At 42.2% G+C, this 22,403-nt stretch carries 20 protein-coding genes and 2 pseudogenes; 10 read left to right on the top strand and 12 right to left on the bottom strand.

The features are described from left to right. Positions 1-550: pseudogene (locus CEX98_RS07160) on the bottom strand (transposase); the annotation flags it as partial. 230 nt (positions 551-780) lie between these two features. Continuing rightward, positions 781-2,571 (bottom strand): M23 family metallopeptidase, encoded by a 1,791-nt coding sequence (locus CEX98_RS07155; protein ID WP_099641415.1) that lies wholly within the window; start codon positions 2,569-2,571, stop codon positions 781-783. Positions 2,572-2,956: 385 nt separating this feature from the next. Between CEX98_RS07155 and CEX98_RS07150 the strand changes: the two are divergent. Next, a pseudogene (locus CEX98_RS07150) lies at positions 2,957-3,986 on the top strand (ISAs1 family transposase). Between the two features lie 35 nt (positions 3,987-4,021). Here the strand turns inward: CEX98_RS07150 and CEX98_RS07145 are convergent. Then, positions 4,022-4,453: a hypothetical protein gene (locus tag CEX98_RS07145; protein WP_277948917.1), complete on the bottom strand. Its 432-nt coding sequence runs from the start codon at positions 4,451-4,453 to the stop codon at positions 4,022-4,024. A gap of 63 nt (positions 4,454-4,516) precedes the next feature. Next, entirely contained in the window at positions 4,517-4,756 is a 240-nt protein-coding gene (locus tag CEX98_RS07140; protein ID WP_099641413.1) for an Arm DNA-binding domain-containing protein, read from the bottom strand. Between the two features lie 131 nt (positions 4,757-4,887). Here CEX98_RS07140 and sbcB point away from each other — a divergent pair, with 131 nt between their 5' ends. Then, entirely contained in the window at positions 4,888-6,339 is a 1,452-nt protein-coding gene (gene sbcB / locus CEX98_RS07135) for an exodeoxyribonuclease I (RefSeq protein ID WP_431520156.1), read from the top strand. Between the two features lie 64 nt (positions 6,340-6,403). Here the strand turns inward: sbcB and CEX98_RS07130 are convergent, their stop codons facing one another. From CEX98_RS07130 to CEX98_RS07115, 4 genes are all read right to left on the bottom strand, one after another. After that, a complete protein-coding gene (locus tag CEX98_RS07130) occupies positions 6,404-7,633 on the bottom strand; it encodes a lipoprotein-releasing ABC transporter permease subunit (RefSeq protein WP_099641411.1) in 1,230 nt (409 codons plus the stop codon). Continuing rightward, positions 7,626-8,315, bottom strand: a complete 690-nt coding sequence (gene lolD / locus CEX98_RS07125) for a lipoprotein-releasing ABC transporter ATP-binding protein LolD (RefSeq protein ID WP_099641410.1) — start codon at positions 8,313-8,315, stop codon at positions 7,626-7,628. Before lolD ends, CEX98_RS07130 begins: the two co-directional genes overlap by 8 nt. Further along, positions 8,308-9,507 (bottom strand): lipoprotein-releasing ABC transporter permease subunit, encoded by a 1,200-nt coding sequence (locus CEX98_RS07120; protein ID WP_099641409.1) that lies wholly within the window; start codon positions 9,505-9,507, stop codon positions 8,308-8,310. The genes lolD and CEX98_RS07120 overlap by 8 nt, the downstream gene beginning before the upstream one ends. A 157-nt stretch (positions 9,508-9,664) precedes the next feature. After that, positions 9,665-10,144 (bottom strand): Lrp/AsnC family transcriptional regulator, encoded by a 480-nt coding sequence (locus tag CEX98_RS07115; RefSeq protein ID WP_099641408.1) that lies wholly within the window; start codon positions 10,142-10,144, stop codon positions 9,665-9,667. Between the two features lie 114 nt (positions 10,145-10,258). Between CEX98_RS07115 and CEX98_RS07110 the strand changes: the two genes are divergently transcribed. Next, entirely contained in the window at positions 10,259-11,203 is a 945-nt protein-coding gene (locus CEX98_RS07110) for a DMT family transporter (protein ID WP_099641407.1), read from the top strand. A 66-nt stretch (positions 11,204-11,269) separates the two neighbouring features. Here CEX98_RS07110 and CEX98_RS07105 read toward each other — a convergent pair whose 3' ends face one another. The 4 genes from CEX98_RS07105 to msrA all read right to left on the bottom strand — a co-directional run bounded on the left by CEX98_RS07105 (position 11,270) and on the right by msrA (position 14,867). Next, positions 11,270-11,584, bottom strand: a complete 315-nt coding sequence (locus CEX98_RS07105; protein WP_099641406.1) for a hypothetical protein — start codon at positions 11,582-11,584, stop codon at positions 11,270-11,272. A gap of 173 nt (positions 11,585-11,757) precedes the next feature. Continuing rightward, entirely contained in the window at positions 11,758-13,062 is a 1,305-nt protein-coding gene (locus CEX98_RS07100; protein WP_099641405.1) for a hemolysin family protein, read from the bottom strand. A 129-nt stretch (positions 13,063-13,191) separates the two neighbouring features. Next, a complete protein-coding gene (locus CEX98_RS07095) occupies positions 13,192-13,479 on the bottom strand; it encodes a hypothetical protein (protein ID WP_099641404.1) in 288 nt (95 codons plus the stop codon). A 176-nt stretch (positions 13,480-13,655) separates the two neighbouring features. Beyond that, positions 13,656-14,867 (bottom strand): peptide-methionine (S)-S-oxide reductase MsrA, encoded by a 1,212-nt coding sequence (msrA, locus tag CEX98_RS07090; RefSeq protein ID WP_431520157.1) that lies wholly within the window; start codon positions 14,865-14,867, stop codon positions 13,656-13,658. A gap of 268 nt (positions 14,868-15,135) precedes the next feature. Here msrA and CEX98_RS07085 point away from each other — a divergent pair, with 268 nt between their 5' ends. From CEX98_RS07085 to pcp, 7 genes are all read left to right on the top strand, one after another. Continuing rightward, positions 15,136-16,446, top strand: coding sequence for an MFS transporter (locus tag CEX98_RS07085; protein WP_099641403.1), 1,311 nt, complete (start codon positions 15,136-15,138; stop codon positions 16,444-16,446). Between the two features lie 86 nt (positions 16,447-16,532). Then, positions 16,533-18,047 carry a leucyl aminopeptidase gene (locus tag CEX98_RS07080; RefSeq protein WP_099641402.1) on the top strand — a complete coding sequence of 505 codons (1,515 nt, stop codon included), beginning with the start codon at positions 16,533-16,535 and terminating at the stop codon, positions 18,045-18,047. 311 nt (positions 18,048-18,358) lie between these two features. Further along, positions 18,359-19,000 (top strand): 5-oxoprolinase subunit PxpB, encoded by a 642-nt coding sequence (gene pxpB, locus CEX98_RS07075; protein ID WP_242441653.1) that lies wholly within the window; start codon positions 18,359-18,361, stop codon positions 18,998-19,000. After that, the gene (locus CEX98_RS07070) at positions 18,994-19,932 is read left to right on the top strand and encodes a biotin-dependent carboxyltransferase family protein (protein ID WP_099641400.1); all 939 of its coding nucleotides are present in this window, start codon (positions 18,994-18,996) and stop codon (positions 19,930-19,932) included. Before pxpB ends, CEX98_RS07070 begins: the two co-directional genes overlap by 7 nt. Beyond that, a complete protein-coding gene (locus CEX98_RS07065) occupies positions 19,925-20,680 on the top strand; it encodes a DUF969 domain-containing protein (RefSeq protein WP_099641399.1) in 756 nt (251 codons plus the stop codon). The genes CEX98_RS07070 and CEX98_RS07065 overlap by 8 nt, the downstream gene beginning before the upstream one ends. Beyond that, positions 20,677-21,687 carry a DUF979 domain-containing protein gene (locus tag CEX98_RS07060; RefSeq protein ID WP_099641398.1) on the top strand — a complete coding sequence of 337 codons (1,011 nt, stop codon included), beginning with the start codon at positions 20,677-20,679 and terminating at the stop codon, positions 21,685-21,687. The genes CEX98_RS07065 and CEX98_RS07060 overlap by 4 nt, the downstream gene beginning before the upstream one ends. Then, positions 21,687-22,349 carry a pyroglutamyl-peptidase I gene (gene pcp, locus CEX98_RS07055; RefSeq protein ID WP_099641397.1) on the top strand — a complete coding sequence of 221 codons (663 nt, stop codon included), beginning with the start codon at positions 21,687-21,689 and terminating at the stop codon, positions 22,347-22,349. Before CEX98_RS07060 ends, pcp begins: the two co-directional genes overlap by 1 nt. Positions 22,350-22,403: the final 54 nt, after the last annotated feature.

Genomic DNA, 22,403 nt, shown 5'->3' with positions numbered 1-22,403 from the left:
TTACGGTTAAACGGATACCCTTTAAATTTTATTCTGCCCACACACTTACAGAAGCCAGCTTGTGGTGACTTTTCAAGTACCTCTTTAATCGCATTAATGACAGCAGCGTCTGCATAACGCCAGTCCAGTTCTGGGCGGTGATAAGTTGAGCGGCTGAGCCCTACAAATGAGCATGACTTTACAACGCTCAGGCCTGCTTCAACCAAGGTGCTTACGCAACTACGCTTGTCTGCTGTCACCAACCCTTTTTTGCAAAGAGCTCCTTAATCGCATTATTCTCTAGGCTGGCTTCAGCATACATTTTTTTGAGCTTAAGGTTTTCTTCTTCAAACTCTTTAAGCTTTTTAACATCAGAAGCCTCCATACCACCATACTTCGACTTCCAGTTGTAAAACGTACCATTGCTAATACCGTGTTTACGACATACGTCCTCAACTTTCATACCTGAGTCAGCTTCTTTTGGCACTGCAATGATCTTTGATTCGGTAAAACGTGATTTTTCATAATTAGTCTCCTGCTTTAATGATTGCAGAAAACTCCAATTATGCATGTCTCATTTTATGGGAAGGTGACATTTGCGTGGTTGGTTTTGGTTTCATTTTTACACTCAAATTGCGATGTTTTGGCTATGTGATTCAAAAAAGCTGCAATTTTAGGGTAGTAAGATCGTTTAGATCTTCAAGTAATTCAATGAATTAAATTGGTTTCAGGGGCGACTAATTAATGGCTTATAGAATTTTAATAAGAGTAGAGCTTTAGGTGCCCTACTCTTGTTATTATTTACTCAAACATAAAAGTTCCGCTAGCTAAAGTTACTTTAGGATGAGTTTTTTCACATTGTGAATAAAATTCAAAGTTATGAAGTCCTTTTGGAACCTCTTTTGCACTGTAGTATGTTGTAAAGTATTGCCTATAGATACCCAGGTCCTCAGCTTGTTCAAAGTTACCATATATAATTTTCACATTTCCATTTATATCGAACCTTAAACATGACTGAGGTAGGTTTACTATTTGATGATAGTTTTCGTCATTTTCAATTCGCTTGATAACAAACTTATTAGATGCTCCAGACTTAGCATTTCCGTCAACATGCTCGACTTTAGCGACAGAGTTTATGACCTTAAAAGAGTGACTTTGACTATCAGTTACGATTCCTTTAGTGTCAACTACCTCCATATAAAGTGAATAGTCACCCATAGGCAGATTATATGGCGATTTGTACTTTACACTATTTAAACTTATAGAATTATCCTTTTCTTCGGAACATGAAGCCAAACTATCTAAAGTATCTTCTTGCCCAATGCCCCGAGTATATGGCTCAAGCCATGTCTTGTTATTTGCATCATATAGTTTTAGGGTAATAGACTCTATGCCATCGGGATCTTCTATGCATCCATTTATCGATACCGAGTCACTGAAATAGTAATAGCTCCCAGCTAAACCTAACTCTATTTTTGTAGAGTGATCTTCGCTTGAAGGCAAAGCTTTAACGTCAAGCTCATAAGTCGTTTTTAGAGCATTCCTTTGTTGTAACGTAATACTTAACTTTGATGCAGTTCCACCTTCCATAAATTCAGCCTCAGTACCGAATTTATAGTCGGTTAAATCCGCAACAGTATCAGAAGAAAATAAGTTATTCGCTTTTTTTAAGTTATAGGATTCAGTTGAAAGAACTTCATTATCTTCATCTAAAATCTGAAAAGTAATATTGTCCTCAAATCCGCCCGAATTAAAGACACACCCTTTAAGTGTATTATTTACTCCAGGTTCAAAGTCGTCGTTATTAGCAAACCCAACATCAATAAAATAAGTTTTATGTGATACCTTGTGCGAGCCTTTTTCGGTAAGGTCATCGACTATTGATATGGGGTCTATAGCATACTTCCATGTTACAGCTCTAGGATCTACATCCAAAACCTCATTTTGAATTGTTTCCATGCATGGCGTAAATACTTCAATATGAAGATGTTGTGATGTGTCATATAATGAGGTATCCGACTCATCTCCCAATATTTGGCCTTGCTTGACCTCATCCCCTACATTAACTTGTATATTATCTAAATGCAGAAAGGAGATATGATACGGAGTTTCGCCTATAAGTGTTTGGACAATAACAGCACCAAAACTATCAACTATACCAACAACTTCACCATTTACCAGTGAACCAATCTTAACAGCATTTTCCTTTTCATCGCTTTGAATATCTATACCAGTATGAATTAACCCATCATTTTCATTTTTAACATAATAACCAACGCTATTACCATGCTTATAATCAAAATTTAGAGTTCCACTTATATTATCATTTTCTGCATATATTATTTTTGCCATTTTACGCATATCTTCAATTCGATCTGAATTTCCATCTATAGCAACGCCAAGTTTAGCCGTAAAGTTACTAGTGGCTCCACCTCCTGGGCTATCAACGGAATTACCGTTATTATCGCCACTATTGCTTTGCTCTTTTGATGCGTTATCATTTGCAGAGCTGGCTTTATCAGAACCACTTCCACAACCTACTAGAAAAGAAAAAAGAACAACGGGTATAGTACTTTTAAATGACTTAGGCATACAAGCTTCCTCAGTAAGTTAAAAACGAGTTAATCGTGTTTCACCCTTTATAATCTAACTTTGTAGTGTTTCTAAGACCAGAGATAGCTACTTATGCTATGGGGGTAATAACTTTATATCACAAAGCTAACCTTTTACCAGATAATCAACATATATAATGAGTTGATAGCGAACATTCTTCAAATAAATATTGAAATTTAATCAAATAACAATTGTAAAAAACTGAATTTTTAGTTATTAAATTAAGATTTGGATTCGGGTGTATCTATATAAATAAAATTCATTAGTTCAAGGAATGTTACTTTCCAGTGGTCAATCAGTGCGGGATCGCACTTTTAGCTAATTTATGATCAAAGAACGCCAACACCATTGCTAGGCGCAACCAATGAACCTGATTGAACACCTTACATTTGTAGAAGAAACTCGCTCTGATATTAACAAAAAGCACGACTTAGTTGATGTCATTTTCCTTGTTATTAGTGCCATCATGGCAGGTGCTGAAGGTTGTTTGCGGCAGGGCAGTATCGGCCGTTTAAAAACGGGATCCCAAAGCGCCATACCATCGCTCGGATCCTCAAATCTGTGGTGGCAGAATCACTGCTGGAAGCTCTGTTAAACTGGGTCAACGAGCTGCGACAAACCGCGGGTAAATAAGTTATTGTACTCGACGGCAAAGTACTGTGTGGTTTGTATCGCGGCGATAACAAGGTGGCATTACAACTTGTTACTGCATACGATACATAGTCTGGGTTAGTACTGTCACAACAGTCCACCGAAACCAAGCAAGGCGAGATAAGTGTTGGGCGGCAAATGCTTGAAGTGCTTGATATTAAGGGCGGTGTTATCACAGTGGATGCGCTACATTGTCAACAGCAAACACTAGAAACGATTGCTGCAACAAAAGCCAATGTTGTGGCACAGGTTAAAAAGAATCAACCCAAGCTATACCAGACTGTAACCGAGCAATTTCAACGCGTATTCGATGCTGGTAAGGAGCAAGTCGTAACCGAGGTAGAGCAGCAAGCCCATGGTCGCACAGAGACGCGGATAGTGTATCAACTCAAGCTAAAATTAGACGAAACGTTATCGGCGCGTTGGCCGACAATTCGCAGTATCAGTATCATCGCGGTAAAACCAGTATTGATACCAGCTACTACGTCAGCTCAATGTCACCAAGACAAAAGATGCTAGGCCACTACATCCGCCAACACTGGCGTATAGAGAACGGTCAGCACTATGTGCTAGATGTTGTTTTTAAAGAGAATTCATCAAGAGTTTGTCTCGATGGTGCGGTGGAAAATGTGGCCCTATTCAGGCATTTTGTAATGAATATGTTCAGGCAGTGTGAGTGTGGCTTATCGAGTCAACGCAGCAAATTGAAAACCGCAGGATGGAACGACAAATTTAGGGCATAGGTGTTCTTTGGTTTATAAGTAATCAAAGTATGCTCTCACCCTAGTCTTGCTTCGATAATAAATATAGCTTGTAAACATGCTTTGGTTGTAGACGTTGCCTTTGATTGCTCAATTTGACGCCGGAGTAATGTAATCTCTTTAAATGTTAGCCAACGTTGCCCTTGAGTGCTAGGCTCACCAACATGCTTGGTCTTTAGATCTAAAATAGGATTGTTATTGGGTATTTCGCCACCCATAGCAGCCCACCTTAATGCGGACTTTAACCGTATTAAAATGATAGGCGCTAGCTTGGCTGAGCCTTCACTTCTTACAAAGTCAAAAAACTTGTGCCAGTCTGCAGGTGATATGTTTTCCGGAGGCTTTTCTGTTAGGTGCGGCAAGATCCATTTATTAATGTTGTTTGCGTATAATCTTTGCGTCTTTTCTTTGAATTTAGATTTCACAGCGTTAAACCATGCTGCTGTTATCTGAGCTGGCGTGCGTCTAGCTATCTCTCCTTGCCTACGTTCCTTAAGTTTTACCCGCAGACCTTACCCTGCCACAATCCAAGCTTTTAAGAGTGACACTAAATCTTGTGCGTCTTTTACAGATAAGTCTGGATAATAACCAATCGTGACGATCTGCTGACTCCGAAGGTATCTAAAACGATATTGCCACGCCAGTGTTCCGTTGCTATTACGTCTTACTCTTAGTCCGTCTCTATGCGATAATACAATAGGATCTTTTTTCTTGTTTATTAGCTTTCGCAGCTTAGCGTCTGTTACTGCCATAGTTACCACGATATACACACTTGGTAGTTTTGATATACACACTTACATACACACTTGTGCATAATTGCAAGAAACATGGAAAAACGAAGAGAAAACTAAAATAGTAATAAGCCATTGATTTTATGATTAATATGAGCCAATCAGAAAACGACCAGAATACACCCACTATCTATTGGCACGACTACGAGAGTTGGGGCGCGACGCCGCAAAAAGACAGGCCAAGCCAATTTGCTGGGATCAGAACGGATCTGGATCTCAATATTATTGGTGAGCCTCTGATTGAGTATTGTCAGCCTGCACCAGATTACCTGCCCCATCCTCAGGCGTGTTTGGTTACTGGGATCACACCACAGTTAGCGCTTAAAAAAGGTTTAACTGAGGCGGAGTTTATGGCAAAAATACACGCGGAATTTGCCAAACCGCAAACCTGTGTTGCGGGATATAACAGCATTCGTTTTGATGACGAGTTGACCCGTTATAGCCTCTATCGAAATTTTTATGACCCCTATGAACGCGAATGGCAAAATGGCAATAGCCGCTGGGACATTATAGATCTGGTAAGAGCCTGTTATGCGCTTCGTCCTGAAGGAATTGAATGGCCAACCCGTGAAGATGGCAACCCAAGCTTTAAACTCGAACACTTGACCGTAGCCAATGGCATTGAGCACGGTGCGGCCCACGATGCCCTGAGCGACGTTACCGCAACGATTGCGCTGGCTAAACTGATTAAAACTAAGCAGCCAAAACTATATGAGTTCTACTTTAATCACAGACACAAAAAAGCGGTATCGAGCCTAATCGACGTTTTCAATATGCAGCCTTTAGTACACGTTTCTTCTATGTTTCCAGCGCAACAAGGTTGCACTACCTGGATTGCGCCTATGAGTTTTCATCCGGTTAATAGCAACGCGGTGATCTGCTTTGATTTAACACAGTCGCCAGAAGTATTAAATGACTTAGATGTTGAAGCCCTAAAAGCACGGCTGTATACAAAGCGCAGTGAATTGGGAGACGATGAGCTACCGGTTGGATTAAAACTAGTACATATCAATAAATGCCCGCTGGTAGCACCAGCTAAGACCCTACTGCCTGAAAATGCGGCAAGGCTTGGAATTGACCGCGAGCATTGCCTTGAAAACTTAAAATATCTTAAGGCCCGCCCTGAATTAAGGGATAAAGTTGCAGAAGTCTTTAGCGATGAAAATGGATTTGAGAAACCAAGTAATCCAGATTATCAACTCTACGATGGCTTTACCAGTAAAGCAGATAAAGCCAAGTTTGCCATTATTCGCAATGCATCACCTGAAGCGTTAGCAAGCATGGAACTTGATTTTGAAGATAGCAAGTTCAACACTTTGCTATTTCGCTACCGCGCCAGAAATTGGCCCCAATCACTCTCGCCCGCAGAACTTGATAGATGGCGTAAATACTGTCAGAACAAACTGATGCATAATGAAGACAACCCTTCCATTTCAGCCGAAGACTTTATGCTTGAGCTTGAAAATTTAGTCGCAGAGAATGAAGGCAACGAGCGCAATATGCAGATCTTAAAAGCCCTGTATCATTACGCTCAAAGTTTGTAATTCGCGAGTTTTCGGCCTACGCGTATTAGATGTCGGCCTAAAGGCCGACCTACGGTTTTAGGTGTTACCCATTTCCCAATACTTTGGCAGGATCCGTTTTGGTGGCTTGCCAAGCGGGATATAAGCTTGCAACGACTGCCATAACAAAAGTGGTGACTAAACTGATATAAATGTCTGTCCAAATAATTTTGCTCGGTAAGTATTCAATAAAGTAGACGCCTTCAAGCGGATTGTTATCACTCATATTGATCCAGGCTTTAAAAATATCGGGAATATTAATAGCAATAAAAATGCCGATCCCAGTGCCTAGCAATGCACCAATCCCTGCATACGTCACCCCTTGTAATGCAAAAGTAGAGAAAATCGTACTGTCCTGTGCACCCATGGTTTTCAAAATGGCGATATCCGCCCGCTTTTCTTTTACTTCCATCACCATAGAAGAGACGATATTAAAGCTCGCTACAGCGATGATAAGAAATACCACGAGATAGACGATAGTGCGCACCATCTGAATATCTTGATACAGTCCACCTTGCGTCCTAAACCAAGACGAAACATACACTAAATCGGGTAATGCCCTACCCGCTGATGTTGCAATTTGTTGTGCCTGAAAGACATCACTCACTTTAGCACGCAAGTCCGTTACTTGGTCTTCTCTAAAATCCATCGCATCTTGCAATGCGCTAATAGGCACCAAAGCTAGGGTTTGGTCCAGCGGCCCCCCCATATTGATAAGTCCAACGACCGTCGCCGTCAACCGCTTAGGTGCCGCCAATGGATTATCCGAATGCTTATTAGCAACCAAGAGTTGCACATTATCACCGGCCACAACGCCAAGTTTGTCGGCTATTCCTTTACCGATGATCACCTCACCCGGTTTAAGTGCTTTTAGCTCAATATCTTTAATAAAGTCGTTAATGCTCGAAACCGTATGATGTCTATTGGGCACAACTCCTTTTAACTGCGCTGCTTTTAAGGTGCCTTTATATTGCAGCATAGCGGTTAAGTTAATTTCAGCCGTCGCACTAACAACACCGCGCTGACGCTCTAAAATCTCAACTTTTTGTTGCCATGCCTGAATGGGATCGTATGGTGCTTGATAGCTGACTTGAGGAACTACCGACAAGAGACGCTGCTCTAGTTGTTCTTCAAAACCATTAATCACAGAAAGTGCCACTATCAACACGGCCATTCCTAGCATTACCCCAAGTGTAGAGGCACGGGTTAAAAAACCAATGAAGCCAAGTTGACGTTTAGACTCTCTAAAGCGTTTGCTTAAAAAATAACTAAGCATGCTGATACACACCCACTTTGCCGTCGTCTAATTGCACTGCCCGGCCAAGCTTATCCGCCAGCTCTAAGTCATGTGTTACCACGACGAAGCTGGTTTTTAGCTGCTGGTTGAGTTCAGCTAGGAGGTCATAGATCCTCAGCGCATTATGCTTATCAAGATTGCCGGTAGGTTCATCAGCAAGCACGAGATCCGGTTCTGTTACCAAAGCTCTTGCAATCGCTACACGCTGTCTTTCGCCACCAGAGAGCTCCGATGGTTTATGATCAGCTCGGTGGCTAAGGCCAACTTTATCGAGCATTTGAAGTGCTTTTTCGCGCGCCTGCTTCGCTTTATTACCAGCAATTAATAGCGGCATAGCAACGTTTTCTACTGCGCTAAATTCCATCAACAAGTGATGAAACTGATAGATAAAACCCAGGTGTTTGTTTCTAAATTCAGCCTGCTTTTTACGCGACAGCTTACCAACTTCAACACCTTTAATTTTAACACTACCTTTGGATGCTTTATCTAAGGTGCCGAGAATATGAAGTAAGGTGCTTTTACCTGAACCAGAGCTGCCCACGATGGCAAGCATCTCACCTTGGGTTACAGATAAATCAACGCCTTTTAATACGGTTACTTCTGCTTTACCGTCTTGGTAACTTTTGACCAAATCTTGGCAGTCTATGACTAAATCATTCATATCTTAATACCTCTGCTGGCAGCACACTCGACGCGCGTTTAGCTGGATACAAGGTCGCTAAAAAGCTTAGCAAAATGCTGCCCACTGCCATAATCATTAAATCTGTTAGTTCTATTTTGACCGGAAGTTCAGCGCCACCAAGCAGCTGAAGGCCAGCGAGGTGTAATACCTCATTGATATTGTTCGAAAGCAGTAAACCGCCTACTACACCTATTAGTGTGCCAAATACACCGTTATACATTCCTTGCGCCATAAACACTTTGGCTACCATCTGTGGAGTAAAGCCAAGTGTTTGCAAAATAGCAACTTCCCCTTGCTTTTCACTTACCATCATAGATAGCGCTGAAATAATATTAAACACTGCGACTATCACTATAAGGCCTAATAACAACGACATAATGCGCTTTTCCATTGCAACAGCGGCGAATAAAGTACCTTGCTGAGTTTGCCAATCTTGGGTCTCTAGGCCATTTAATAAATTACCCGCTTGCTGATAAAAATTATGTAGGCTAAAGGCATCATATAAATGAATATTTAGGTCGTATTGCTCAGGCTTCTTGCGCATTAAGCGCTGCAAGCTCTTACCATCGGCAAAAGCCAAATAGGTGTCAGCTTCGCTTTGACCGTCATAAATCGCAGCAACCGTAAATAGGCGCTGAGTAGGTGTACGACCAAGGGGGGTATAAGTGGTGTACTCTGGCATAATCACACGAATTTGCTGACCAATACTCACGCCAAGTTTGTTAGCCAAATAGCGGCTCAATGCAACCTGATATTTTTGTTCGTGTAGTCGCGCTAAACTGCCCGCTCGGATGGCATCATCTAGTGCACTTTCATAACCACTAAACAACCCTTGTAACTGTACCCCAATTAAGTCTTGATTCGTTTGTAAAATCACATCACTCGTAACATATGGTGATACTTGTTTAACCAAAGAGTGGTTTTCAATGGCTTGTAATTTATTTTGATTGAGTTGCTCATTTTCTTTGATTTGCACATGCGGGATCAAATCTAGCATGGCGGCTTTTAAGGTTTGCTCAAAGCCATTCATCACTGAGCTGACGGTGATCAAACTCATCAAGCCAAGGGCGATACCAGCGATGGAGAAAAATGAGATAAACGATATAAACGCATTACCTTTCGCAGCGCGGCTATATCTTAACCCGACAAAGAGGCTAACTGGTTGAAACATAATCTATCTCGTAAAAAACTGCTGCACGGATACTACCATACTCAAAAACGGTTTGATGACTGTATCACGATAAAAAATGTGACAAACTATAAATATGTTGATGTTTAGTAGTGTATTGTTCTAGCCAACTAAACATAAATATTTAAGATATGTAGCATTATCTCTTTCGATTCTGATACGGGACGTTTCTGCGCTTGACTATTGTCGATTTAACTACCGATGTATGAGTATCACCTAGGGTAGAGACTTGATCCAAAATTTCGTCTAATTTCGGCATACTTTCAAAGCATAATCTTACGTAAAAACAATCCTCTCCTGTCACTTTGTCACATTCAATCACTTCAGGAATACTTTGGATCATCGCTTCGAGTTGTTTCAGTTTACCTGGATGTTGACGAATACGCACAATTGCGGTTAGCGGGTAATCAAAGCTTTCAGGGTCAAGTTCAATACTGTATTTATGAATGACGCCGTACTCTTCCATTCGTTTCAATCGTTCATTTACACTTGGCGAAGACATATTGACGGCCCTTGCCATTTCAGCAACTGACACTCGACTATTGCTTTCTAGCAGCGCAATTAGCTTGCTATCTATGGCGTCAAGGGACCATTTTTCATTATTAATTAATTTTCGCATTTTTGCCTTTCATTTTTAGGAAACGAGATAAATTAGCCTTTTATTATCTATTAGTAATACGACAAACCCTAAGTAAGATGCAAGTATAGAATTGAATATAAAAAGGTGTGAACAATGTTTGGCTCAGATAAAGAGAAAGGCTCAATAGAGATGGTTATTGCCATGGTGCTGTCCGGCACCATCGGATATTTTGTTGTCAATGCAGAACAATCCTATTGGAATGTGGTATTTTTACGTTGTGTCATAGGTGCACTCTGCCTTGCCGGATATGTGCTTGCGACAAAACAACTAACAAAAGAGATCCTTAAGGGCCCAGTATTTATAACCATCTTGCTCGGTGGTATCACTCTAGTCGGAAACTGGGTGCTGTTATTCGCATCCTTTGAGCACATTCCTTTTTCTATTGCAATCATCGCATATCACCTCCAGCCTTTGATGTTGGTTTTGTTAAGTGCGGTGCTTTATCGTCAGTATCCCAGTAAAACCATCCTTTTATGGTTAACCATTGCAGTTGTGGGTTTATGGCTTGTTATTGGGATCCCTTACCAAGAAATAGTCGCTGTCATTTTTGCACAAGGGAGTAACCAAGCAGTTTTCGGGTTACTTCTGGCGCTCGGCGCGGCATTTTTGTATACCATAACAACCCTAATGACTAAAAAGGTGAGTCAAGTGCCCTCTGGCGTAGTTGCGGTGATCCAAATATTATTTGGCGGCTTATTTTTGCTTCCTTGGGTCGACTTCAATCACTTTCCAGAGACTTCAGCAAGTTGGGGGAATATCTTGTTCTTAGGCGTAGTTAATACCGGCTTTATGTATGTGATCATGTACGATGCCTTCCAGCGCTTAAGTACCACATTAATTGCTATTCTTTCTTTTATCTACCCGGTTGTCGCCTTGCTTGTGGACTTTATGGCGTTCGACCATACAGTTTCTTTGCTACAAATGATGGGGATAGTTTTAATCTTAGTAGCGGTCAGTGCAGTAAAATTCGATTGGCAGTTGGGCAAGTTAGTAAGAACACCGAAACAGAAAATACCTTCACCTCAAAAACTCGAGTAACGCAAGCTGGTAGCTTGGTGCTAACAACAATAGCAGAGCAAAACGTGCTCTGCTATTTTAACTCGCTTACTGCTCTAAATAACAAATTACCGCAGCTTGCTTAGGGTTACTTTGGGTATCTTCGATTAAGTAGCTCGCTTTTTTACTATTTTGGCATAAACACATGTCATAGTGATTAATCATGTAAGCATTGCCAACCGCATCTTCATCGGTCTTTTGGATGCTACAGGTAGGTTCTCTCCAGATTGGATCCCAACCACTTTGGCCAATTGCAACAATTTTAATGTTCTGTGGTGTAGCCTGAGCTTTTGCTTCTTCAACATCATGAGCTGATGCTGTGAATGCTGTGAATGCAACGAGTGCGGGGATTAGCTTTTTCATTTTATTCATCCTTAAGTATTGGTTTAATTTGCAAGACCTAGCCTTAAGCCTTGCAAACGCTGCCATTCTATTCTGAAATACTTGAAGGTCAAGAATATAACAGTGAAATTTTCATTAATGAAAACGCCGCTCAAGAAAATTATTTTATTATAATCAACAAATACTTAGCACTACTATATTGTTGGCTCCTTAGTTACTTCTATCTGTTTAATGGCCAGCCCTTGAATTTCCATAACCCTAAATTTATACCCATCGACTTCTAGGGACTCTCCTTCAACTGGAAAGTGTTTAAGTCTGTGAATAACAAACCCAGCAAGGGTTTCTATAGACTCAATAGGTTCAAACTCATACTCGATCACAGAAGTTTGAAAGTCTTTAATCGACATATCTCCTTGTACTTGCCACCGAGCATTGTCCTTCTGACGAAATTGTGCCTCTATCGCTTGATCATCTTTTAACGCAATTAGGTTCAAAATACTCGACAGTGTCACCATACCAACTACTGTGGAAAACTCATTAATCACTACCGCACAGTTGCTTTCGTGACTTTTAAGTCCGTCTAGTGCATCCGACAAACTTAACGTATCCAATAAAATCACCGGTTTATGGAAGTCTTGTTGATGACCATCAAGCAATGGCTTGTGGGCCAATATGTTATTTAGTAGCTGTTTGGCTTCAGGTGCTGCCACCACTTTGTCTAATGAACCGTCACATAGTAGATACTGCTGATAGCAGTGTGTTTGAATTAACGCACTTAGATTTTGTTCAGACTCTTGAATATCTAACCACACTATCGCATCACGATTGATCATTGCTTGAGTAATATTGGTCTGATTAAGGTCCAATACATTGCCGATGATGTTGTACTCGTGTTCGCAAAGCTCTCCTTGCTCAGCGCTTTGGTCAACTACCGCATAAATATCATCTCGAGTTACTTGCTCGTCACGTTCATTAGGCAAATTGAATAGCTTAATTATCCAATCTGCAAAGACATTAAATAACCAAATAATCGGTTTAAAAATCCAAACGCTCGCAAGCATTAAGTTAATAAATCGCATTGCTATGGTTTCAGGGATGACCATAGCGATCCGTTTTGGCAGTAAGTCAGCAAACAATACAAATAACGATGTGATCAGTAAAAACGACACCACAGTGGATATTTGCAGTAACATAGCAGTGTGGACCGCAACATCGACACCAATAAAGCTTACAATCCAATTTAGTAGCTGCAATACGTATGGCGTGAAAACCGACTCCCCTATCATACCTGCTACAATCGCCAAGGCATTGAGTACCACCTGCACAGCAGCAAAAAACTGATGAGCATTGGCTTGTAAGTACAGCACTTTTTTAGCTCTTATATCACCAAGGTCAAATAAAGTTTGTAATTTCACTTTGCGTGCCGCTGCCAGTGATATTTCACATAACGCGAAAACTGCACTCAAGGTAATGAGTAACAACACCCAAAAAAAGTCCACAGATACACCTAAAAATAAAGCAAGAATTCGACGCGATGTATACGCCTATTTTATGGCTTTGGCAATCTAATTTACTCTCGGGTGCAACGCTAATTTTAGCTCGCCTAATTGAAGAGTATGCACCTAGAGTTAGTTTTTGGATTGATGCTTTTCAATATTTCGAGAAATCGCTGCGGCGCGGCGCTCACATATCACTTTTGCTTCACTTTGAAGGTCTTTACATCGAGCGGTGCTTTGCACGCCCATCAAGTTTTTAATGATTTTCGCATCGTACTCAGCAGCATTGGCAACGAGGGAAGGACTTTGGATTGTGCCTTGTACAGGAGTAAATAGTTCTAGCCCCAAACCAAGTAAAGTACAGCCGCTCAGGTTAGTTGTAAGCAACAGCGTTGTAAACGTAATCAGGATTTTTTTCATTGCGCGTCCTTTTCTTTTTTACAATAGTAAACTTGGCTGGGTATTCCTCAACAAAACAAATGTAAAAATATGTACTTTATAGGACGGCTAAAGCATTAGTAAACGTGGTTTAAAAAGATAAATGTAGTAAATAAGGATCAGCAACCTTTTCCATTGCCGATCCACGTTGCCACCTCTTAAAGTTCACCTCTGGGCTTAAATTCTAGCACTTGCGCGTTGATGCAATAGCGGTCCTGACCTTCTGGTCCTTCGTTTTTAAACACATGACCTAAATGAATACCACTGCTTTTTGAACGAATTTCGGTTCTTATCATTCCGTGACTTAAGTCTTTATGATAAGTCACACTGTCTTTTACTGGGTGGGTAAAAGACAGCCAGCCAGTCCCTGAGTTGAACCTATCTCGCGTGTCAAACAAGGCTTTACCACTTAATTTATCGATAAAAATGCCGTCTGGTGTGTTCTTGAAAATATCGTACTGCTTGCAAAATGGTCTCTCAGTGCCTTTTTGAAAAGCGATATCAAACGCTTCAGAGTCACCAAGCTTAAAGGCACCAAGCGCTTTATAAAACTCCTCTCTTGCCATATAACCTTGAAACCCCAATGACTCTTCGCCATCCTCTACAAACAGTATGGTTGGTGTCGCCCAAGTCGCGGTCTTGATCATTAAACCTTGTAACTGATCTGCATACCTAAAGTGCAATGGAATATCTCCTTGGTAATCATTGAGCACCTCTTTTTTTAACTTTTCACAATATGGACAGTAGCTTCTCGAATCCACAATTACGATATGCTTGCCCTTAGCCAGCAGCGTGTTGTCAACTTTCTTTTTGTCGATTTTCTCAAAGGTCACACCCGTGCTGTGGTCAGGGCAATAACCATTGGGGTTTTTCGCCAAGTAGTTTTGGTGGTGCTCCTCAGCTGGATAAAACTGCCTGAGTGGTTTTATGTCAGTTTGAATTGCCCCGTACCCTGCGTCTGACAACCGCTGTTGAAACTGTGCTTTGAGTGCTTGAGCCACTTCCCCCTGCTGCTTATCGGAATAGAGAATAATTGAGCGATATTGAGTACCGATATCATTACCTTGGCGATTTTTTTGGGTTGGGTCATGACTTTCAAAATAGTACTTTAAGAGGGTTTCTGTCGAGATAAGGTTAGCATTATAGGTAACTTTCACGACCTCTGCATAATTGTTCTCATCAAACCGGCGACTTGGTTTAATGATTTCTTTATAGCTTGGTTTGAATCCCCTTCCGTCCGCATATCCAGACTCGGCATCTATCACACCGGCCATTTTTTCATAGCGCTTTTCAGGTCCCCAAAAACAACCAGAACCCAATACTAAGGTTTTAATATGGTTACTAGCCCCTTCCACTTTTGGTTTTGGCATATCAGTGCCAGCAATGGCTGTGATAGCGCTACCCAGTACGATAAAAAAAATAGCAGCGACTGCTAAACGCACCACTCTCATATTCCACCTCTTGCATTACATTTTAGTTTCACCGACATTTGGATCATCCCCGAATGACCGCTTGTCTGAACTAAATGTGATTTATTACGTATAGGATCAGACCGAGAAAAGTTAATTATCATTTCATCTTAAATCGTTCATTATAGTGACATAAGGCGAGTTACCGCTCAAAAACAAGGGAGAAGGTGTGAGTAAAATCAGTGAGAATATCTATCAAAAGTTGACCAATGAAGATGAAGCGCGTGCTTGTAAAGCTATCGATGATAAAGCTTGCAAGGAAGTACCGGGCAATTACTTGCTTATTTTACTAAGCCAGCTGTTTAGCAAACTGGGAGATGCCCTACTGAACCCTAAAATTACTTTACCATGGTTAATGCAATCACTTGGTGCGCCTGCGTTCATGATTTCTGCACTAGTGCCTATTCGCGAGTCAGGCTCTCTCATCCCGCAGCTAGTCATTGGCCAATGGGTAAGGCAACATGCAAAACGCAAATTACTATGGTCGTTAGGTGCAATGATACAGGCAGGTTGCGTTGTGTTGATGGCAGCCTTGGCCTGGCAACAAACTGAAAACATACTTTACGCTTGGTTGGTACTCGCGCTATTGGTGATATTTAGCGTTGCGCGTAGCCTAAGTTCAGTATCTTCAAAAGATGTCATAGGTAAAACGATCCCCAAACAAAAGCGCGGCCAATTAAGTGGTCAAGCGGCTTCTGTTAGTGGTTTTGTAACTATCACATTTGGTGTTGGACTGTTTCTTGCCGCAACCCAATTAGAACAAGTTAACTTTGTTATCACCCTGGCGCTTGCCGCGCTCTTTTGGTTGATTGGCGCATTTATATTCGCTCAAATCAATGAGTACGAGGGTGCTACGGAGGGCGGAGAAAGCGGCTTGAGCAAAATTAAACAAGAGCTCTCTTTGTTAAAAACAGACGATACGCTGAGACGTTTTATAATGGCGCGAGGCTTATTATTGAGCTCTGCACTTATTCCCCCCTATTTTACCGTCTTGGCTCAACAACATATCGGCAACGGTGCGTGGGTGTTGGCGATATTGTTGGCTGTGTCAGGATTTGCCAGTTTGACCAGTGGCGCTTTTTGGGGTCGTCTTGCTGATAAGTCCAGTAAACAGGTCATGATACTGGGTGCAATAATGACAGTGACTATCACATCAGTACTATTAATTATCTCTTTATTTTATGCCGCCTTGCTTGAAGCCGTATGGTTTATTCCACTTTGTTATTTTGGCATTGCCATAGCCCACCAAGGAGTGCGAGTCGGTAGGAAAACGTACGTTGTTGATATGGCTGAAGGAAACAAACGAACCAGCTATGTTACATTGAGCAATACCATCATCGGTGTCATTTTGTTACTAACTAGCTTGCTCGGAATAATCGCCTCAATATTTTCAATTAACGTGTTACTGGGCCTATACATTATTACCACTTTATTGGGAATTGTGATGACTAACCGCTTGGCGAATGTCACTGAACGGTAAAAGCTGTTACTTCAACGACAAATTGTGTCTAAATCTGTTCATTTAAGGTAAAAACGGCGCAATTTTAGTTATCTGAGGATAAAATCATGTCATTAACTACGCGTTTTTCTGCTCTAGCGCTGGCTGTTGCCAGCATGGCTTCAGCAAATGCCGCAGACTTTGAGTTCAATACTAAACTGGTTGACGCAGATGCATTAGTGGTCTTCCAAGCAGGTGAAAACCAAAGCAATTTAAAGTTCTTAGACAGAGATACTCGCAAGCAGTTACAACGTGCCATTGCAGCTGAAGATTTTACCGGCGCTTACGGCAAAACGGTTGAGGTACTAGCACCGGTAGACTCGGACTATAAGCGTATTTTTATCGTTGGCTTAGGTGAAACAGATAAACTGAATGCTAGCAAGATGACCAAACTTGGCGGTAACTTACACGCTAAATTTGAAGGTAAAAAACTAGAAAATGTAGCAGTTGCATTCGAAGATGTGACAGGTGAGCTATCAAATGCAGAACTTGCTGCACAACTTGCTCATGGCGCTAACCTTCGCGATCATACTTTTGAAGTATATAAAAAAGAACCAAACACTTTCAACGTGAGCTACCACTTTGACGTTGCCGATAAGCAAGCAACGCAGGCTCAATATAAAGCACTACAACACATTCAAGCTGGCGTATTTTTAGCCCGAGACCTAACGTCTGAGGTTGCAACAGAGATGACCCCTGTTGACTTTGCAAAAGCAGCAAAGGACTTGGAACAATATGGCGTTGAAGTAAAAGTATTAGCACCAGAAGAACTTAAAGAGCTTGGCATGGGTGCACTTGAAGGCGTTGGCCGCGGCAGTGAGCACGGCTCACGTTTAGTTGTAGCACACTATAAAGGCAACGACGACACACCTATCGCGCTTGTAGGTAAAGGTATCACATTTGATTCAGGTGGCTACAGTATTAAAACTGGCGCTTCTATTGCGAGAATGAAATCGGATATGGCAGGCGCAGCTGCTGTGCTTGGTACTGTAAAAGCAATGGCACTAAGCAAAGCAGACGTAAACGTAGTTGCAGTCATGGGTATGGCAGCAAATATGGTGTCGCAGTTTGCAATCGCACCGGGTGATGTATTGCGTACCGCAGAAGGTATCAGTGTCGAAGTAGTCAATACGGATGCCGAAGGCCGCTTGGTATTGTCTGATGCGATGTGGTACGCACGCAAATACTTCCAACCAGAAATTATGGTCGACGTAGCAACGTTAACAGGCTCTAAGATCCGTGCGGTTGGCAACGAGTACTCTGCAATTTTCTCAGAAGATGACTACTTGATTACTGAGCTTACTAATGCAGGTAAAGTGGTTAATGAAAACGTTTGGCGTCTTCCGCTTGGCTATAAAGACAAACTAAAATCTGACATCGCTGATTTTCAAAATGTAGGTTCAGGTGGTCCAGGTGCAACAACGGCTGCCACTTTCTTACAGCAGTTTGCTGGTGACACACGCTGGGTTCACATTGATATTGCTGGTAATGCACTATCAAGTTCAGCAAAAGACGAAGTACCAACTGGCGGCACTGGATATGGCGTTCGACTTTTAAGCGAGTGGCTACTTAACAGCAAATAATGAAATAATACCAAATGCATTAAGTAAATGCGCTATTTGAAGCACAGAAATAGCGTTAGTAGCTAAGCAAAAATTTTGCTATTTGTCGTTCTAAATGAGAAATTTTTAACGACGCTACTATGCTATTTCATCCCTCAAATTGATTAGAGAATTAATTCAATTGGTATAATTACCCAACAAAGCCGTGTGTAAACACGGCTTTTAGTTTTTACTGACTTGTTAACTAACAGCAATCACTTCGTTTCAAGTTCAAGGTGTGTTATAAAAAACAGTATGTTTACCAAAGTAATCTATTGTTTTCTATGACCAACATGAGTTGTTATCGATTGGGAGAGCACGCCATCGTGGTCGATTTGCCCTGTGCAAGTGCAAACCAAAAGTCTAAAAACCTAACGCTTTTTGCACTCAAAAAATGGCTCGATGACTCCGGCGAATTTGTCGATGTGGTCCCAGCTAAACATTCAGTGACAGCTTATTTAAAAGACCCTTTGCAGGCACAACACTGGCTCAGCACAATCGAGCAAAACTGGAACGACCTCGAACTCACCGCCCCTAAACCTACACTGCATCGCATTCCAGTTAAATATGGCAAAGAGTTTGGACAGGATTTTGAAAAAGTTGCCCGCGAGCTTGGGTTGACACATCAACAACTGATTGACCTCCATACCAGCGTGGAATATCAAGTCCACTTTATGGGCTTTTTACCTGGTTTTGCCTATCTAGCAGGCCTGCCTGAAGCGCTTCATCTACCGCGAAAATCCACGCCTATCACCCATGTTCCCAAAGGCAGTATCGCCATAGCCGACAGCTATAGTGCAATCTACCCATGTCAGTCTCCAGGGGGCTGGCACCTCTTGGGACAAACAGACATCAACCTGTTTAACCCTGAGTCTGAGCAAGTTAGCTTGTTACAACCCGGTGATATCGTACGTTTTGTGGAGAGCTCATGCTAGAAGTTATTAAACCCGGACCATTATCGAGCGTGCAAGATCTTGGTCGACACGGACTGAGACATCTAGGCGTTAGTCAAGCCGGTGTCTTGGATCCAATAGCGCTGAAACTTGCAAATACCTTATTAGCGAACGATGAAAATACAGCAGCAGTGGAGATAACCATCGGTTTATGTGAATTTATCTTCCATGCGCCGGTTAACTTTGTCATTACGGGGGCCGATCTTAATGCCCGTGTAAATGACGCACCTATCTACCCCGGCTGGCGATATGCAGCCAATGCAGGAGACAAGCTGACTTTCAAGCAAAGTCGTGAGGGATTGAGAGCATATTTGGTAGTTGAGGGTGGTTTTATCAATCTTGATAAACAACTCGAAAGCTATTCCACTGACTTAATGGCAGAATTTGGTGGCGTAAATGGACGCCCGCTACAGCCTGGGGATACCTTAATGTACCGCCCAAGCAAGGCTAAGGTAACACAAGGCGCATTCCTACCAAGTTACGAAAAACTCATCCATTTTATTCCAGGCCCCCACGTTGAGTTAGTCTCTCCACAAACCCTTGAAGTGCTAAATAGCACTATTTGGAAAGTACATTCAAATAGTAACCGTATGGGGATTAGACTAAGTCACCATGAAGCGTTAACTCATCATCAGAGCATTGCAACTCAAGCTGTGCATCCTGGAGTTATCCAGCTTCCACCGAATGGAGAGCCTATTATTCTGCTTAATGATTGTCAGACAACCGGAGGCTATCCAATCATTGGCGTGATCACGCAGGCTGACATGCGTCATCTTAGCCAGCTCGGTGCTGGTGACTGTATCCACCTAAAATCAACGTCAATAACAGATGCAGCAAAGGAATCTCACCGAGTACAGTCGCATCTTAACCAGCTAAGGCTAGCGCTTACATATAAAGAAAAACAACATGAGTGAGCTTAATTTACTTCCTCTTTCTGGCATTGCTGTGATAGTGATCGGCTTTGCAATGCGGTTTAATCCTCTGTTGGTGGTCACAGCAGCCGGTTTGGTCACGGGTTTTGCCGTTGGCATTGACTTTGTTACCTTGATTGCCGCATTTGGCGAAAAGTTTATGAATTCTCGCCAACTCGCTAGTTTTTTGCTTATCCTACCTGTGATCGCTATTCTTGAGCGCTACGGCTTACAGCAACGTGCTAAAGCTTGGGTTGCAGGCATCAAAGGTGCCACTACCGCTCGCATTTTAAGTATGTACTTTGTTGTCCGTGAGTGCTCAGCAGCACTGGGGTTAATCAACTTAGCGGGCCAAGCACAAACAGTGAGGCCTTTACTTGCACCTATGGCTGTCGGGGCTGCAACAAACCAGTACGGCGAGTTACCACAAGATGTGAAAGACATGATAGGCGCTCACGCTGCCGCCTGCGATAACATCGCCGTGTTTTTTGGTGAAGATATTTTTATCGCCTTTGGCGCCGTTTTGTTAATGGATGCATTTTTAAAAGAAAATGGCATTGCGGGAATAGAGCCGCTCCATATCGGACTTTGGGCAATACCCACAGCCATTGCGGCATTAATTGTACACTTATTCCGGTTAGCGCGATTTGAGGCAAAAATACGCACAGAAATTGCGCGTTGTCAGGAGCCTCGTCGGGAAGATAGCCCTAACCACGATACTAATTCGATGCTTAAGGAGGAGTCGCTATGAGCCAAGTGAACATCTCCACCGAGCATTCTGTTTTGCTTTCAATTGACAATATTTATTTGTTAATCGGCTTTATTGTCATGTTTTTAGTCGTCAAAACCTTACAAGATAAAAAACACCCTAAGCGTCTAACCACTGCGCTCTTTTGGTTTTTATTTGGCTCCGTATTTATCTTTGGCGATGCCTCAATTGCCCTAATTGGCGAGCAAGCGACTTATTTATGGATTGGGGTAAACGTCGTCATTATCGCCTTGCTGGCAGGTATGAAAATGGTTTCGATGGGCAACTACGAGATGCCATGCGAACGAGCTAAAACTGATGATGCCAATCGTTTTGGCAACAAACTGTTTGTACCTGCGGTGCTTATCCCAATCATCACTGTGATTTGTACCATAGTGTTGAGTGACCTTCACTTCGGCACAATATATATCTTCGATCAGAACCACGTTACCTTATCGGCATTAACCCTTGCCTGTACTGCAGCTCTACTAGTTAGCTGGAAGATAACCAAAGGAAGTCCATTACAAGCACTTTCGGAATCGAGACGACTGGTAGACTCCATTGGCTGGGCGGCAATATTGCCACAAATGCTGGCCATGCTTGGCGGCGTCTTTATTGTAGCTAACACCGGTAACGCCATTCAGGAACTGGTGACATTATTCATATCGCCAGACAACCGCTTTATGTTAGTTGTACTCTATTGTGTCGGTATGGCGCTATTTACTATGGTGATGGGTAATGCATTTGCCGCTTTTCCAGTGATGACCGCAGGCATTGCCTTGCCCTTTTTAATCCAAGGCCATGGAGCTGATCCCGCTCCGCTCGTTGCAATCGGCATGTATTCAGGCTATTGCGGCACGTTGATGACTCCGATGGCCGCCAATTTTAATATTGTGCCGGCTGCACTACTGGATTTAAAAGATAAGTACCAAGTCATTAAAGTGCAAATACCAACCGCTATAACTTTATTAGTGATTAATATTTTCCTTATGTATGGAGTCGTTTTTTAATGTCCAGCTACAGTAAACCTTGCGTCTTAGTAACGGGATTTATGCCTTTTGGCGGTGAATCCATCAACCCTTCTTGGCAATTAGCCCAACAACTTGAAGGCGAATCCATCGAAGGTCACGTCGTACACACCAAAGAATTACCTTGTGAGTTCGACAAAAGCATTAGTGCATTAACACAAGCCATAGATAAGTATCATCCAAGTGTGGTGATATGTTTGGGGCAAGCAGGTGGTCGTTGTGATATTTCCATCGAACGTATCGCCATCAACATCAATGATGCTCGGATCCCAGATAATCAAGGAAAGCAACCAATTGATACACCTGTAGTAGAGCATGGACCGGATGCCTACTTTGCTTCACTGCCAATAAAAAGCATGCTGAGTAGCGCACTGCAAGCCGGAGTCCCCGCTAGTATCTCAAATACCGCTGGCACCTATGTATGTAACCATGTGATGTATGGATTACTACATTATCTAAAAACTCATGATCTCGTTTGCCGTGGTGGGTTTGTACATATTCCCTACTTACCATCTCAAGCTGCGCACCACCCTGGTGCACCCAGTATGGAAATTGATACATTAGTGAAAGGCATAAAGATACTGTTAACAAGTGCTATTACGCAAAAACAAGATATTAAGCTTATCGCCGGTACAACCCACTAACCCGCTCGCCCCACAATGGTGCAAACCCGCACCATTGTGCATCACAAAAAATTC

Origin of the sequence: Pseudoalteromonas piscicida (assembly GCF_002744175.1) — a bacterium.
Lineage (GTDB): Bacteria > Pseudomonadota > Gammaproteobacteria > Enterobacterales > Alteromonadaceae > Pseudoalteromonas > Pseudoalteromonas piscicida_B.
The sequence above is the reverse complement of the archived record's forward strand: the minus strand, read 5'-3'. Positions and strand labels throughout refer to the sequence as shown.